We start from the raw sequence: 15499 nt of genomic DNA, 5'->3' as shown, positions 1-15499 counted from the left end.
CGTAACTTAACGGCGAACGATATACCCCTGCCTCTCGCGATCCCACGCGTCCGGGGATACGCCCCTGGCCCGCAACAGGTCTTTGCGCACCCGCCCGATGACGTTCTTAGGCAGCTCGTCAACCGTCTCGACGTAGCGGGGCACGCAGAAGTACGGCATCCGGGCCGCGCAGAAGTCCAGCAGCTCAACGCAATCCAGCGTCGCACCCGGCCGCAAGGCCACCACCACGCAGACGTCGTCCTCCCCCAGCTCGCTGGGCACGCCGATCACCGCGGCGTCGGCCACCGCCGGATGGCGACGGACGACGCTCTCCACCTCCACCGAAGAGATGTTCTCGCCGCGCCGGCGCAACGAGTCCTTCACCCGGTCGACGTAGGTCAGGTATCCCCCGTCGTCCAGCCGGCCGAGGTCGCCGGTGCGAAACCACTCCGGGTGTCGTTCGACGCGGCCCCCCTCGCCGAGGTATCCCTCGCTCATCACGTGCGGGCGCCGGGCGCGGCAGGCGATCTCCCCGACGGCGCCGGCGGGCAGCGGGTCTCCGCGCTCGTCGACTATGCGCACCTCGAAATCGGGATTCGGCCGGCCCGACGTCCCGGGCACCCCTGTGTCGGACACGCCCTGGACCGCGATGGGGAACGCCTCGGTCATGCCGTACATCGTCACGATGCGGCAGCCGTAACGCTTTTCGATGGCGTCATAGGAGTCGGCGTCGATCGGGGCGGCCGAGATGAACCGCAGCGGCAACTGCCCGTCGCGCGGATCGGGCGGCAGGGCGTTCAGCATCGACACCATCGCGCCGGCCCCGGCGAACCCGATGGCGCCGTGCGCGCGGACGTCATCCCACACCGCGGTCGGGTGAAAAGCCTTCGCCAACACGGTCGTTCCGCCGACGAGCATTGGGGCGAGAACGCTGGGCGCCGCGCTCAGGTGAAACAGCGGCATGGCCGTCCAGAGGACGTCACCGGCGCGCAGCTCCCAGGCGGATGCGACGGTCGCGGCCACGGTGAAGAGGTAGTGCCACGTCGTGGCCACCGCCTTCGACGGCCCGGTGGTGCCCGACGTGAAGAACAGCGAGCCCACCTCGCCCTCGCCGGCGCGATGGTCGGGAGGCCGCACCGTCGGCAGCAGATCCCAATCCTCGCGCATCACAATGTTTTTCAACGTCTCGAGCCCGGCGGCAATCTCGTCGACGCGGGGCCGTCGCTCGGCGTCGGTGAGGATCACGTTCGTGCCGGCGAGCCGAAGGGAGTGCAGCAGGAAGTCGCCCTTGCTGGCGGCGTTGACCGCCGCGCTCACCGCGCCGATGCGCGCCGCGCCCAGCCAGAAGTACACCCATTCCGGGCACGTGCCCGTGAACAGCGCCACGCGGTCGCCGGGCGCGACGCCCAGCCCCGTCAACGCGCCGGCCGCGGCGAGCGACCGCAGCCGCATCTGCTCGAACGTCACGTCCTCACCGGCGATCGTCATCATGACCCGGTCGGGATGCTGTTCGGCCCGCCGATCCAGGACGGCCGACACGGTGAAACCGTCGACGCCGAAGTCGGCGGGTCCGGGCATCAGGCTTCGGCGGCCGCCGGGTCCGGCTGTCCGTCGGCGGTGTAGCCGAAGTCGGCGGGCGAGGGCTGCGGGCCCGGATAGAAGCGGTGTGCCCAACGCCGAAGGGCGGCATAGTCGTGCGCCTCTTCGGGGGCGAGGTTGGGCTTCTCGAGGTACTTCATGTTCTCCCAGGTGAAGAAGTCCTGCTTGATGACCTCTTGCTGTAGGGCGAGGAACCGGGCGGCGCGCCCGGTCGGGACGTCGCCACTGTCGCCGGGCTCACGGACGGAGGCCTGGGTGTAGAAGTAGTCGGTGTAATCCTCGTCGACGGGCGTCTGCCCGGTGACCTGGACCGTCGCCACCAGCTCGCTGGGGAAACGCACCACGCCCAGCCCCAGCGAGTAGTTGTCGTAGATGATCTTCGCGTCCACCGGCCCGTTCGGGGTCAGCCACGTCTGCGCGCGCCCGCCGCCGAAATGGGCGTTGACGGTGGCGTGCAGGTGGTAGCCCGACACCTCGAACGACGCGGTGGTCGCGGGGTTGGCGGCCTTGTGCACGTACTGGACGTGGTAGGGGTCCGCCGCGTTCTCGATGATCATCTGCGGATGCACCTTGACCCGGTTGAGCATCTGGGTGTGCGGGTGCAGCGGGTAGTACTCGTTGGTCTCGAGCTCGGGGAGCACCGGCGGCCGCCAGTAGGGCGCGCGGCCGTGCCGCTCGTGCCAGGCCAGGACGAAGCCGTACCACTCCATGCTCGGGTAGGTGCGGACGCGGACGTTGTTCTTGCAGCCGATCTTGCTGTAGGGAATCAGCGCGTTGGTGCCGTCGCCGCGCCACTGCCAGCCGTGCCATGGGCACACGATGTTCTCGCCCTCGACGGTGCCGCCGACGCCCATGTTGGCGCCGAGATGCTGGCAATAGGCGTCCATGACGTGGACGCGGCCGGACGCGGTGCGGAACAGCACCAGTTCCTCGCCGAAGTAGTGCGCCCGCTTGACCTGACCGGGGGCCAGGTCCGAGGCGAAGGCGACGATGAACCAGCCCGTCGGGAACCGATAGGTGGACAGCGCAATTCCGGCCTGCCCGAACTCTCGCTCCGATGGATCCCCTGCCGGATCCGGCGCCGAGTCCGAAATCATCTGCGTCACGAGCACTCCGTATCCCGACCGACGGTTCGGCGACTACTGTCTATTTTTACTATCTTAAGCATTGAACGTCAACGCGTGGAGTTCCGGCGCCCGGGCAGGTTGCATCCGCACCACGCACACGACGCGCCGAGAACGCTCGCCATGACACACGTTTCGCGGCCGGGCGCCGCACCTTCATGCGGACCGTCTAGTCCAGTAGCCGCAGCGCGGCCTTCGGGCACTGATCCACCGCGGCGCGCACGTCGATTTCCAGCCGCGGCGGCACGGGGCCGTCCGCGATCTGCACGACGTCCTCGTCGCCGAGCTCGAAGACGTCCGGGACCAGCGATTCGCAGAACCCGTTGGCCTCGCACATGTTTCCGTCGACCACCACCCGCATGGCTAGCCCTCCCTTTCTCACAGGCCCTTGGGCCGGGTCCCGATCACGCCCCCGGCCGCGAGGCGCGTGAGCTCCTCGTCGGTCAGGCCGCACCGGTCGCGCAACACCTCTTCATTGTGCTCGCCCAGCCGCGGCGGCGGGCGCAGCAACCACCTGTCGTGGCCCGTGAGGGCGGCGAACGGCGGCGAGGGGTAGAGGTTGGTCCCGGTGCTCGCGTGGTGCAGCGATTCGAAGAAGCCCCGCTCGCGCAGCTGCGGGTTCTCGGTGACCAGCGACGGCGACACCACCGGCGCGGCGGGGACGCCGGCGTCGGCCAACCGTTCGACGGTGGGCCGCAGCGGCTGCCCGGCGAACCAGTCCGCGAGCCGGCGGTCGACGTCGTCGGCGCGCTCCCGCCGCCCGGCGACGCCGGCCAGCCTGTCGTCGCACCAGTCGGGCCTGCCCATCAGCTCGACCAGCGCGCCCCACTCCCGGTCGTCGCGGACGGTGACCGCGATCCAATCGTCGTCCCCGGCGCACCGGTACAGGTTCTGGATGAGGTCGCGGTGGCCGCGGTTGCCGCGCCGTCCCAGCGTCACGCCGAACACCTCGTTCTCGATCGCCTGGACGGCGGTGGCGTTCAGCACGGTCTCCAGCATCGGCAGCTCGACCTGCTGGCCCGTGCCGGTGCGTTCGGCGTAGCTGAGCGCAGCCAGGACGGCGAACGCGGCGTGGACCCCGGCCAGCGGGTCGCAGGCCCCCCGCGGCGTCACCGGCGGCGCGTCTGGAAGCCCGGTCACCCAGGCCAGGCCGGCGATCTGCTCCATCGTGGGGGCGAAGCCCACCCGCTCGCGCCACGGCCCGTCCAGTCCGAACGCCGGCATGCGCGCGACGACCAGCCTGGGGTTGACCTCGAGGAGCACGTCGGCGGTGAGGCCGAACTGGTCCATCACCCGTGGCGAGAAGTTTTCGATCACGACGTCGGCGCCCGCGGCCAGCTTCAGGAACAGCTCGCGGCCTTCGTTGGAACCCAAATCGACTGTCACGGAACGCTTGTTGGTGTTCATCGCGTGGAACACCCACCCGTACTCCCACCAGTCGTCGACGTCCGTGCGCATCCCGCCCGAATAGCGGATGCCGTCCGGCCGCTGGATCGACTCGACCTTCACCACGTCGGCGCCGAAGGCGGCCAGCAGGTGGGTGGCGGCGGGACCCGCCCAGAAGGCGGTCAGGTCGACGATGCGCACGCCCGCCAGCGGCAGGTCCCGCCGCGCCGGGCCCGGCGCCGGTTCGCCTGTCGGACAGTCCGATTCACCGTTGTCCGCGCCGACCGCGGCCGTGGCCGCCGGCGACGGCGGCGCGCACACCGACATCAGCCACGGCGGCCGGGGCTGGCGGAATCCGGCGGGGTTGGCCACGAACACACCCCGAGCGGTGGCGTACTCGGTGTCGCGGATCGTCGAGCCGTTGCCCAGCGCCGCGATCGGCAGCCTGAACAGCTGGCCGAGTTCGACGATCTCGTCGACGGTCCGCTCGGCCAGCCACGGCCGAATCTGCTCGCGGATCAGGTCGCGGTAGGCCCAGCGGCCGATCTGAAACCGCAGCTGTTCGATCTCCTCCAGCTGCGGGCACTCGACCATCGCGCAGAAATCGAGCCATTGCTGGCCCGTGACCATGGTGATCCCGACGTAGCCGTCCTTGGCCGGTTCGATCGAGGGCACCTCCAGCGTGCGGCTGATCGGCGGAACCCGCAGCAGCGCCGAGTGCAGCCACTCGCTGCTCTGCATCGCGGTGATCGCCTCGAGCACCGACAGGTCGAGATGTTCGCCCGGTCCGCCGTTCTCGACCCGCCGGCGCACGGCCAGGGCGCCGAACGCGGCGTACACGCCACCCATGTACTCCCCCAGCTCGCCGCCGATCGTGATCGGGGGGCCGGCGGGGTCGCCGCGAAAGCCCGGTGAGCCGGACCACGCCTGGAGCGTGAACTCGCTGGCCGCGCGGTCGGCGTACGGCCCGGTCCACCCGAAGTCGGAGATCGTCACGACGACGGTCCGTGGCGAGTCGGCCAGCAGCTCCCGGGGATCGACGCCCAGCTCGGCCGCGCGCAACGGGCCCGCGGCGACGATGACGACGTCGGCGGCGGCCAATTCGGCGCGGTAGCGATCCGAATGCCCGGCGACCGTCAGGCTGCGCTTGCCCGCGTTGAGGTAGTCGTACAGCGGCGCATCGGCTCCCGGCGGCACCGCCGAACCGGTTGCCGAGTACCGCCGCAACCAATCCCCTTGCGGCGGCTCGATTTTGCGGACCTGCGCCCCCGCGTCGACCAGCAGCTTGCCGCAGTAGCTTCCCGCTATCCGCTCGCCGATCTCGACGACGCGCAAGTCGTCCAGCGGTGTCGGCCGGCTGTCGGGCTCGCGCCTCACCCGGCTATTTATATCATTACTGCTAAAATAGCTAAGCCAGCGCACCGTACGAGGATCGGATGACCGCCTTGGGGATCGGCCCGGACGCCCGCCGCCGGTTGTCGGCGCCGCGGATCGCCGAAATAGTAGCCGACGAGTTGCGCCGCCAGATCATCGATGGCGAGCTTGCGGACGGTGACCTGCTGCCGCGCCAGGAAGTGCTCGTCGAGCAGTTCAACGTCAGCCTGGTGTCCCTGCGCGAGGCGCTGCGCATCCTGGAAACCGAGGGGCTGGTCTCGGTCCGGCGCGGCAACCGCGGCGGCGCGGTGGTTCACGCGCCGGCGAAGACGAGCGCGGCCTACATGCTCGGCCTGTTGCTGCAGAGCGAGTCGGTTGCGGTCGCCGACCTTGGCATGGCGCTGCAGGAACTCGAGCCCGCATGCGCGGCGCTGGCGGCCCAGCGGCCCGACCGGGCCGACACGCTGGTGCCGGAACTCAAGCGGGTCAACGACTCGATGGCCGAGCAGATCGACGACGGCCGGGCGTTCACCGAAATCGGCCGGGAATTCCACGATCTCATCGTCCGGGGCTGCGGTAACCACACCATCATCGCGGTCGTCGGCAGCCTGGAGACGCTGTGGACCAGCCACGAGCGGCAGTGGGCCGACGAGAGCGCCGCGCGCGGCACCTACCCGTCGCTGGCCAAGCGCCGGGCCGTGCTGAGCACGCACGTCAAGCTGGCCGAGACCATCGCCGAGGGTGACGTCGACCGCGCCCGCCGCATCGCCGGACGTCACCTGGCCGACACCCAGACCTACGTGCTCTCGGGGCGTCCCGACCAACGCATCTACGCCTTTTCGCCCCAGGCATTATCGCGACCGCGGGATCTCCGGAACTCTTGACCGCCAACAGGACCGCACTCGTCACCGGCGGCAGTGGCGGCATCGGCAAGGGATGTGGCCGCAAGCTCCGCGAACTCGGGTACGACGTGGTCCTGGTGGCGCGGCGGGAGGGACCGCTGCGCGCGGCCGCCGAGGAGGTCGGCGCGCGTCACATCGTGGCCGACGCCTCCGACGCCGACGGATTCGCCGCTGCCATAAGCGCATTGGAGAGCATCGACCTGGTCGTGCATGCGGCCGGGACGCTGGGCGGGACGTACGCCCGCAAGCAGACGTTCGGCCAGTGGCGGGAGATCATCGCGGCCAACCTGGATTCATGTTTCGTGGTGACCGCCGCCGCCCTGCCGCGGATGCGGGCGGGCTCGCGGTTCGTGTTCGTCTCGTCGTCCGCCGCCCACGAGCCGATGCCGGCCCGCACGGCCTATTCCGCCTCCAAGGCGGGCATGAACGCGTTCGCCCGCGCGCTGGCGCTCGAGGTCGACCGCGACGGCATCGCCGTGCACATCGTCACCCCCGGCCCGGTGGAAACCGAGATGCTGCAGGATGTGCCGTTCGAGATGTACGCCATCAGGGTCTCCGACGTCGCCGACGCCGTCGCCTGGCTGGACACCGTCGACCCGTCGGTCGACCTGCCGGAGATCCGCCTGTCCGCCGTACAGCGCGGCCCGTTCGCCCGGCCGCCGGTGGTGCCTATCGAGGCGCGGCGCCGCCGCCAGGGAAAGCCTTGATCACCGACTCGCCGAACTCGCGCAGGGTGTCCGGCAGGGCGAAATCGGCGAACCACACGTAGAACCGCCCCACGCCGTGGGCGGCCAGGGCGGTCAAGCGCCCGGTCAGTTCGTCGGCGTCGCCGCACATCAGGCCGGACCCCAGGTGGCCGAAGCGCCGCGTGCTCACCTCGCGCACCTTGTCCGGATCGCCGCCGGCCCCGACAAATCCCACCATGAGCTGGACGGACACCCGGGCGCTTCCCGCCGACGGCGCGAGCGCGGGCAGCCTGTCCAAGTGGTTGACCGGCAGGTTCCACCAATCCGCATACCGGCGAACGACTCCCATCATCCGGCGCCCCGTTCCGCCCAGGACCAGCGGTATCGGGTGCGACCGCCGCGGTGCCTGGGGCGCCGCGCCGTCCCCCGGCCCGTCGCCCCAGTACTGCCGGATCAGCCCGAGGTGACGCTCAAGTTGCTCGACGCGGGCCACCGGATCCTCCTGCCCGACATCGAATCTGGCGAACTCCGCCGGCCATGACCCCGCCCCCAGCCCGAGGTCGAACCTGCCGCCGGACGCCTCCGACAGCGTGACGGCCTGCTTGGCCAGCACGGCGGGGTGGCGAAAGGCGTCGCAGAGCACGAGGTGGCCGACACGCAGCCGCTCGGTCCGGGCGGCGACCCAGGTGGCGATCGCCATTGCCTCCCAGATGGTTTCGCTCGCCTGACCGGGCGCCTCCAGGTGGTCGATGAACGCCACGCCGTCGAATCCGCTCGCCTCCGCGCGCCGCGCCCGGTCCGTGATGTCGGCCGCGGACAGCCGCACCTGCGGCAGGAACAGATACCACTCGACCATGCGCCACCTATCGATTGCAACGGCCCCGCTAGTTTACTATCTTTATTATGTTAGGGGTCTTATGGTTGCGGGTCTGACTTCGGAGCAGTTGTCGCTGCGCGACGCCGTGCGCGACATCCTGCGCGTCGAGTCCCCTCCGGACGCGGCGAGGCAGGCGATGACCGACCCCGAGCGGTGGCGCGCGGTGTGGAAGACCGTGGTCGGCCTGGGCTGGACCGAACTCGCGACGCCCGGCGGCGAGTACGGACCCCTCGAATTGGCCGCGGTGCTCGAGGAATGCGGCACCGCGATCGCCCCGATCCCGCTGCTGAGCAGCGTCGGCCTGGCCGCCGGCGCGTTGCGTGGCACCGGGCTGGACGCGGCGCTCGCCGAGATCGCCGCCGGCGCCGTCGCGACCCTGGCGGTCCACGCGCCCGGATCGCGGCTGCCCGGCGCCCCGGCGACCCTGCGCGACGGCCGGTTGCGCGGGCGCGCGGTCGCCGTTCCGCATGCCACGCGCGCGGAACTGATCGTGACGCTGGCCCGCACCGACGGCGCCGTCGTGGCCGCGGTCGCGCGGTGCGGCGACGGGGTGAGCGCGACGGCCGGCGAGTCCACCGATCCCGCGCAGCCGCTGGCCGACGTGGAGTTCGACGTCGAGCCGCTGGCAACGGCGCCCGTCGACGCGGAATTCGCGCTGGCGGCGCCGCTGGCCGCCGCGGCCGCCGACCTGGTCGGTGTGGCCGGCGCCGCGCTGCATCGCTCGGTCGAACACGCCAAGGCCCGCCACCAATTCGGCAAGCCGATCGGTGCCTTCCAGGGAATCAAGCACGCGCTGGCCGACAATTACGTTGCGCTGGAGCGCGCCCGCAGCCTGACGTACGCGGCGGCGGCGCGGCTGGCCGATCCCGGCACCACGTCCGCCGAGGCGTGGACCGCCGCGGCGCTCGCCAAGGCGGCCGCGGGCGACGCGGCGACGACGTGCGCGCGCACGGCCGTGCAGGTGCACGGCGCGGTCGGCCAGACCTGGGAGCACGACGTGCACCTCTACGTGCGCCACGCCTGGCAGGGCGCGGCGCAGCTCGGCGACAGCCGCGCGCTCTATCGCGACGTCGGCCGCCGCTTCGCCGGGAGCGCGGCATGACGTCAGTGGTCGCCGAATTCGCCGACTGGCTAAGCGATTTCCTGCCGCGCGACTACTACGAGAACTACCCGCGGTATCGCTGGGACCTGGGGCTGCGCCGCGACTACCAGCGGGCCCTCTTCGAGGCCGGCTGGATTCAGCCGACCTGGCCGCGCGAGCACGGCGGCCGGTCGCTCGGCCTGCGCGACGCGATGGAAATCCGGCTCGAGGCCGCGATGCGATCCGCGCCCAAGCTGCCCAACATTCAAGGCCCGGGCGTCGCCGCCCCCGGCATCCGCCAGTTCGGCACACAAGCGCAGGTCAAGCGGCTGCTCGTCCCGCTGCTGCGCGGCGACGAGTGGTGGGCGCTGGGCATGTCGGAGCCGGAGGCCGGGTCCGACTTCGCCGGACTGCGCACCCGCGCGGTGCGGGACGGCGACGTCTTCCGCGTCAACGGCCACAAGATCTGGACCACCCAGGCCCACGAGTCGCGCTGGTGCACCCTGTACGCGCGCACCGATCCCGAAGCGCCGAAGCATCGCGGCATCTCGTGCCTCATCCTCGACCTGCACTCGCCCGGGGTGCGCATCGAACCCATTCGGATGGCGTCGATCTCGGACGAGACGTTCTGCGAGGTCTTCCTCGACGACGTCGAGGTGCCGGCCGAAAACCTGCTCGGGCCGCTGAACGGCGGCTGGAACGTCGCGATGGCGTCGCTGCACCACGAACGCCAGATGATCTGGGTCATGAACTGGGTGGAGATCGAGCGCGGGCTCGACGCCGCCCGTCGGGCGGGCCCGGGTGACGACATGCACACCGAACTCGGCTCACTGCTGGCGGACGCCGAGGCGCTGCGCACGACGGGCTATCGCGCCCTGGGCAACGACCTCGCGGGCCGGCCCAGCCCCGAAGCGGACATTCTCAAGCTCCTGGGATCGGTTACCCTGCAACGCGTTTGGGAGCTCGCGGCGGCCGCCCAGGGCCCGGCGTCGGCGGACAACCCCGACCTGCTGTTCGAACGACAGGACGCCCTGGCCGCCACGATCTACGGCGGGACGTCGGAGGTGCAGCGCAACATCATCGCCGAGCGGCTGCTCGGGCTGCCGAAGGGATGACCACAATGGACGACGACCATGGACTATGACCTCGGCGACGACGCCGCGGAGCTGCGAAACCGCCTGCGGCAGCTCATCGCCGATCACATACCCGCCGGCTTCCTGGGCGCCTGCACCGACGACCCGCGCGACCTGGCCACCACCGAGACGTTCTGCAAGCTGTTGGCCACGGAGGGGCTGCTGGCGCTGGCCTGGCCGAAAGAGCATGGCGGGGGCGGCGGTTCGGTGTGGCAACAGACCGTGCTGCGCGAGGAGATGTGGGCCCAGCACGAACCGCGCGGTCCCCAGTACATGGGCATCAACTGGGTCGGGCCGGCGCTGATGCGTTACGGCACGGCCGAGCAGAAGGCCAAACACCTGGCGGCCATCGCCTCCGGCGACGTGATCTGGTGCCAGGGATTCTCCGAGCCCGAAGCCGGGACCGACCTCGCGTCGCTGCGCACCCGCGCCGTCCCCGACGGTGACGGCTGGCGCATCACCGGACAGAAGGTGTGGACCTCGTACGCCCTGATGGCCTCGTGGTGCGTGCTGGCCGCCTGCACCGACCCCGACGCCCCGAAACCCAAGCGGCTCACGCTTTTTCTCATCCCGATGGACCGGCCCGGGTTCACCGTCCGGCCCATCGGATCCATGCTCGGGCCGCACCACCTCAACGAGATGTTCCTCGACGACGTGCAGGCCTTCCCCGGCGACGTCCTCGGCGAGGTCGGCGACGGCTGGCGGGTGATGCGGGAGGCGCTCGCCTTCGAGCGGGTGGGCATCGCGCGCTACGCACGCTGTGAATCGCTGCTCGACCGGATGCTCGCCGAGCTGGGCGACGACTGGGACCGCCTGCCCGAATCGCTGCGCACCCGCTGGGTCAAGGCACTCGTCGAACTGCGGGTGGCCCGGCTGCTGGCCTACCGGGCGGTGTCGCTGCAGGACGACCCGTCCGCCGGGGCCGCGGCCAGCGCGGCGCGCATCGCGACCACCACCTGCGACCAGCAGGTGGCCGAGCTGCTGTTCGACGTGCTGGGCCCCGCCGCGCTGGACAGCGGCACGTCGGCACCGCTGCACGGGGCGGTCGAAGACCATTGGCGCTACGCACAAGCCGCGACCGTGGCGTCGGGCACCATCGAGGTGCAGCGGATGCTCGTGGCAAGGGACGTCCTGGGAGAGCACCGGTGAAAACCGAACTGCCGCAAGATATCAGCGATTTCGCCGCCGTCGCCGCCAAGCGGCTCGCCCGGCTGGGCGGCCCCCCGGCGGCGCCCCCCGCCGAGACCGACGACACCGTCCGCGACGGGGCGCGCGCCGCGCTGGCGGACGTCGGCGCGTTCGACCTCGACGTGCGGTCCGGCGGTGACGAGGTGCTGGCCGCCGCGGTGCTCTGCCGGGCCGCCGGCGCGACGGCGCTGCCCTACCCGCTCGTCGAGGACCTGCTGGCGATCGACGGCGCGCGCCTGGCCCTGGTGAATCCCGAAGCGCCGCGCATCGACCACGGCGACCTGCCGGGCGACTGGGTCGCCGCCGACCTGGACGGCAACCGATACCGCCCCCGACCCGCGTCCCGGACCACCGCGAAACTGGGCCCGTTCCTGGTGCCCGCGTCGCTGGGCACACCCGACGGTACCGTTCCCGCCCGCGACGTTAACCTTCATCTCGTGCTGGGGTCATGGCGGATTCTGGGAGCGGTGGAGCAGTCGGTGCGGATCGTCACCGACCACGTGCGAGCCCGGGTCCAGTTCGGCAAGCCCCTCGCCGACTTCCAGGCCGTCCGGTTCGCCGTCGCCGATGCGGCCGTCGCCGTCCGGGGCCTGCACGAGCTGGCCAAGTTCACCATCGCCCGCCCCGAAAGCACGCCCACACAGGTTGTTTCGGCCGACGCCCTGGTCCTTCGGCTCAAGGCCTGCGACACCGCCCGGCAGGTGCTGCGCACCTCGCACCAGCTGCTCGGCGCCCTCGGTTTCTGCGACGAGTCCGACGTGAGCGTGCTCGACCGGCACACCCAGCCGCTGATCCGGTTGCCGCTCGGGGCCGAGGCGCTTGCGCTGCGGCTGGTCCCCGACGTACCGAACGGGGCCTTTGAGACGCTGTTTCGGGGGCCGGTACCGGCGTGAGCACAACCGAGCCCCTCGCACCACGGGCGACCCCCGATCCGCTGGCCGACGGGATACCGTTCGGAACCAAGCTGCAGGAGCTTGCCGAACAGCGTCCCGACGCCACGGCCGTGACCGTCGTCGCTCTTGACGGCTCCGCGCAGAGCATGACCTTCGGTGAGCTCGACGCGCGCGCCAACCAGTGGGGCCGGGCACTGGCCGCGCGCGGGGCCGGTAGCGGTTCGCTTGTGGCGCTTGCCATTCCGAATTCTCAGCACCTCGTGCTGGCCATCCTCGGATGCTGGAAGATCGGCGCGGTCCCCGTCCCCATGCACTGGGATCTGCCCGAATGGGAGCGTACCCGGGTGCGCGAGGTGATCGACCCCGCGGTGGTCGTCGACGAGACGACCCGCTGGGAGCTGGACGCGAGCGCGGCCGCCGAGTCCGCGGAACCCCTTCCGCCCGCCGTCTCCCCGCACGTCAACGGCATCTGCAGCAGCGGGTCGACGGGCGTCCCCAAGGTGATCCTCAGCCTTGCGCCGTCGCTCTTCACGCCCCAGCACGGCGAGCCGTTCCTGGCCAACTGGACGCCGGTGGCCCAGCCGCAAATCATCATGGTGCCCGCGCCGATCTACCACACCAACGGCTTCGCCACGTTCTTCTTCCTGCTGGCCGGCGACCATCTGGTCATCCTCGAAAAGTTCGACGCCGCACTGGTTCTGGACGTCATCGAACGCTTCCGCATCACCAACTTCACGGCAACGCCGACGATGCTCGCGCGCATCGCGGCGCGCCCCGACGCCCGCCAGCGCGACCTGTCCAGCATCGTCTTCATCCTGCAGGGCGCCGCGGTCATGCCGCCGTCGCTCATGCGGACCTGGTTCGAGCTACTCAGCCCCGAACAGATCGTGTCGGCATACGGGATGACCGAAAACCTGGGGCTCACCGCACTGCGCGGCGACGAGTGGCTGGCCCACCCGGGCAGTGTGGGACGCGGTTTCCGGGAGACCGAGGTCCGCATCCTCGATGCCGGCACCCGGCAGCTCGGCCCCGGCGAATTCGGCGAAATCTATCTGCGCGCACCGATGAGCGCGGGCTCCCGCTACCTGGGCGGCGCGCCGCCCCTGCCGTCCACCGAGGACGGGTTCCGGTCCGCGGGCGACATCGGCTACCTCGACGAGGACGGCTATCTCTACATCGTCGATCGCCGGGTCGACATGATCGTCACCGGCGGCGCGAATGTGTTTCCGGCAGAGGTGGAGTCGGCGCTGGCCGGCCACCCGGGCATCGCCGACGTCGTGGTCATCGGGCTCTCCGACGCGCAGTGGGGACGCCGCGTGCACGCGGTGGTCCAGCGGGCCGCGGGCGCAACGCTCAGCGAAGACGACGTCATCGCCTACGCCAAGGGCCGGCTTGCGCACTACAAGGCGCCCAAGACCGTCGAGTTCGTCGACGCGATCCCCCGCACCGCCGCCACCAAGGTGAACCGCTCGGCGATGATCGAGGCCCGGGGCGGTTAGGACTCCGGAGGGTGTCCGTTGCTGCCGTTGGTGCTGACGCCGTCCTGGCGGTCGCGTAACGCGGTCAGGGCCAGCTGTTCGCCGGCGTGAGCCGCCCGGCGCAGCGCGGCGTCCTCCGACGCGGGATCGGCGGACAGGAAGCTGCCCGAGCCCGGCCGGCCGCCCGCGCCAAGCTTGTTGAGCCGCTTGGGAACCGGTGCCCCCTGGTAGCTCAGCGGTATCGGGTGGCCGTGGTCGTCGACGGGGCCCAGGGGCTGGTGCACCTCGACGTACGCACCGTGCGGCAGACGTTTGATGATGCCCGTCTCGATGCCGTGCTCGAGCACCGCGCGGTCGCTGCGCTGCAGGGCGACACACCAGCGGTAGGTGACGAAGTAGACGATCGGGGGCAGCACCACCATCCCGATGCGCCCGATCCAGGTCATCGCGTTGAGCGAGATGTCGAACTTCAGCGCGATGATGTCGTTGAACGAGGAGAATGTCAGGACGATGTAGAACGCGATCGCCATCGCCCCGATCGAGGTGCGCACCGGGACGTCACGGGGACGCTGCAGCAGGTTGTGATGGGCGCGATCGCCGGTGAACCGCTTTTCCAGGAACGGATACACGACGAGGAGAACGAAGATCACTCCCATCAGCACCGCGACGGCGACGGCGGCCGGGATCGTGTGGTGGCCGAAGTAGAACTCCCACGCCGGCCACAGGCGCACAAGCCCGTCGGTCCACATGAGATAGAAGTCCGGCTGGGAACCCGCTGAGACCTGAGATGGCTTGTAGGGACCGAGGTTCCAGATGGGGTTGATCTGCAGCAGTCCGCCCATCAGGCCCAGCACCCCGACGATCGCCGCGAAGAAGGCCCCGGACTTCACGGCGAACACCGGCATCACCCGCACGCCCACCACGTTGCGCTCGGTGCGGCCCGGGCCCGGGAACTGCGTGTGCTTCTGGAACCACACCAGCGCCAGGTGCAAACCGATGAGCGCGAGCATGATGCCCGGGAAGATCAGGATGTGCACGGCGTAGAGGCGCGGGATGATCTGGTCGCCCGGAAAGTCGCCGCCGAACAGCGCCCAGTGCAGCCAGGTGCCGATCACCGGCATTCCCAACGTGATCGAGGAGAACGCCGCGCGCAGGCCCGTTCCCGACAGCAGGTCGTCGGGCAGCGAGTAGCCGAAGAAACCCTCGAACATGGCCAGGATCAACAACAGCGAGCCGATCACCCAGTTGGCCTCGCGGGGCCGGCGGAACGCGCCGGTGAAGAACACGCGGGCCATGTGCACCATGATCGCGGCGGCGAAGATCAATGCGGCCCAGTGATGCAACTGCCGGACGAACAGCCCGCCGCGCACCTCGAAGGAGATGTCGAGCGCCGACGCGTACGCCTTCGACATCTCAACGCCCCGCAGCGGTTGGTAGACGCCGTTGTAGGTGACCTCGGTCATGGAGGGGTCGAAGAACAGGGTGAGGTACACGCCGGTGAGGAGCAGCACGATGAAGCTGTACAGCGCGATCTCGCCGAGCAGGAACGACCAGTGCGTCGGGAAGACCTTGTTCAGTTGCCGCCGCAGCGCCGCCGACGGGTGGTAGCGGGTGTCGATCTCGTCGGCCTGGCGCGCGAGCGCCGCCGCAACGTTGACTCTCGGACTCATCGGTGCGCCCCCATAACGACGGAATCGGCTCTCAAACGGATAGTACATTAGTGGACGTTTAGTTCACTAATGATCGTTCAATTTTCTAATGATCGAGCCGTTCATCGGCTAGTTTTCTCACAGCGCACG

The 15499-nt window shown here is 70.3% G+C and carries 13 protein-coding genes; 7 read left to right on the top strand and 6 right to left on the bottom strand.

Going from position 1 to position 15499, the window contains the following annotated elements; translation table 11 throughout:
* Positions 1–6 precede the first annotated feature (6 nt).
* The 4 genes from GPY60_RS02040 to GPY60_RS02025 all read right to left on the bottom strand — a co-directional run bounded on the left by GPY60_RS02040 (position 7) and on the right by GPY60_RS02025 (position 5465).
* Positions 7–1557, bottom strand: coding sequence for an AMP-binding protein (locus GPY60_RS02040; protein ID WP_156685900.1), 1551 nt, complete (start codon positions 1555–1557; stop codon positions 7–9).
* Entirely contained in the window at positions 1557–2675 is a 1119-nt protein-coding gene (locus tag GPY60_RS02035) for an aromatic ring-hydroxylating oxygenase subunit alpha (RefSeq protein ID WP_370462640.1), read from the bottom strand. The genes GPY60_RS02040 and GPY60_RS02035 overlap by 1 nt, the downstream gene beginning before the upstream one ends.
* Before the next feature lie 196 nt (positions 2676–2871).
* The gene (locus GPY60_RS02030) at positions 2872–3063 is read right to left on the bottom strand and encodes a ferredoxin (RefSeq protein ID WP_156685898.1); all 192 of its coding nucleotides are present in this window, start codon (positions 3061–3063) and stop codon (positions 2872–2874) included.
* Between the two features lie 17 nt (positions 3064–3080).
* The gene (locus tag GPY60_RS02025; RefSeq protein ID WP_156685897.1) at positions 3081–5465 is read right to left on the bottom strand and encodes a CaiB/BaiF CoA-transferase family protein; all 2385 of its coding nucleotides are present in this window, start codon (positions 5463–5465) and stop codon (positions 3081–3083) included.
* Positions 5466–5524: 59 nt separating this feature from the next.
* On the opposite strand from GPY60_RS02025, the gene GPY60_RS02020 reads away from it, so the two are divergent.
* Both GPY60_RS02020 and GPY60_RS02015 read left to right on the top strand, forming a co-directional pair.
* The gene (locus GPY60_RS02020; protein ID WP_156685896.1) at positions 5525–6346 is read left to right on the top strand and encodes a FadR/GntR family transcriptional regulator; all 822 of its coding nucleotides are present in this window, start codon (positions 5525–5527) and stop codon (positions 6344–6346) included.
* Positions 6343–7071, top strand: coding sequence for an SDR family oxidoreductase (locus tag GPY60_RS02015; RefSeq protein WP_156685895.1), 729 nt, complete (start codon positions 6343–6345; stop codon positions 7069–7071). Before GPY60_RS02020 ends, GPY60_RS02015 begins: the two co-directional genes overlap by 4 nt.
* Here GPY60_RS02015 and GPY60_RS02010 read toward each other — a convergent pair.
* Positions 7034–7906, bottom strand: coding sequence for an LLM class flavin-dependent oxidoreductase (locus tag GPY60_RS02010; RefSeq protein WP_156685894.1), 873 nt, complete (start codon positions 7904–7906; stop codon positions 7034–7036). The two genes, GPY60_RS02015 and GPY60_RS02010, sit on opposite strands and share 38 nt — an antisense overlap.
* Before the next feature lie 61 nt (positions 7907–7967).
* Here GPY60_RS02010 and GPY60_RS02005 point away from each other — a divergent pair, with 61 nt between their 5' ends.
* Genes GPY60_RS02005 through GPY60_RS01985 form a run of 5 tightly spaced genes read left to right on the top strand, consistent with a single transcriptional unit; the run spans position 7968 to position 13721 of the window.
* Positions 7968–9029, top strand: coding sequence for an acyl-CoA dehydrogenase family protein (locus GPY60_RS02005; protein ID WP_156685893.1), 1062 nt, complete (start codon positions 7968–7970; stop codon positions 9027–9029).
* Entirely contained in the window at positions 9026–10123 is a 1098-nt protein-coding gene (locus tag GPY60_RS02000) for an acyl-CoA dehydrogenase family protein (protein ID WP_156685892.1), read from the top strand. The genes GPY60_RS02005 and GPY60_RS02000 overlap by 4 nt, the downstream gene beginning before the upstream one ends.
* Positions 10124–10141: 18 nt before the next feature.
* The gene (locus tag GPY60_RS01995) at positions 10142–11290 is read left to right on the top strand and encodes an acyl-CoA dehydrogenase family protein (protein WP_156685891.1); all 1149 of its coding nucleotides are present in this window, start codon (positions 10142–10144) and stop codon (positions 11288–11290) included.
* Complete coding sequence (locus GPY60_RS01990; RefSeq protein WP_156685890.1) at positions 11287–12222, top strand: acyl-CoA dehydrogenase family protein; 936 nt, start codon at positions 11287–11289, stop codon at positions 12220–12222. The genes GPY60_RS01995 and GPY60_RS01990 overlap by 4 nt, the downstream gene beginning before the upstream one ends.
* The gene (locus tag GPY60_RS01985; RefSeq protein WP_156685889.1) at positions 12219–13721 is read left to right on the top strand and encodes a class I adenylate-forming enzyme family protein; all 1503 of its coding nucleotides are present in this window, start codon (positions 12219–12221) and stop codon (positions 13719–13721) included. The genes GPY60_RS01990 and GPY60_RS01985 overlap by 4 nt, the downstream gene beginning before the upstream one ends.
* Here the strand turns inward: GPY60_RS01985 and qcrB are convergent.
* Positions 13718–15370 carry a cytochrome bc1 complex cytochrome b subunit gene (gene qcrB / locus GPY60_RS01980; protein WP_156685888.1) on the bottom strand — a complete coding sequence of 551 codons (1653 nt, stop codon included), beginning with the start codon at positions 15368–15370 and terminating at the stop codon, positions 13718–13720. The two genes, GPY60_RS01985 and qcrB, sit on opposite strands and share 4 nt — an antisense overlap.
* Positions 15371–15499: the final 129 nt, after the last annotated feature.

Origin of the sequence: Mycobacterium sp. Marseille-P9652, assembly GCF_902652685.1 — a bacterium.
Taxonomy (GTDB): Bacteria; Actinomycetota; Actinomycetes; order Mycobacteriales; family Mycobacteriaceae; genus Mycobacterium.
The sequence above is the reverse complement of the archived record's forward strand: the minus strand, read 5'-3'. Positions and strand labels throughout refer to the sequence as shown.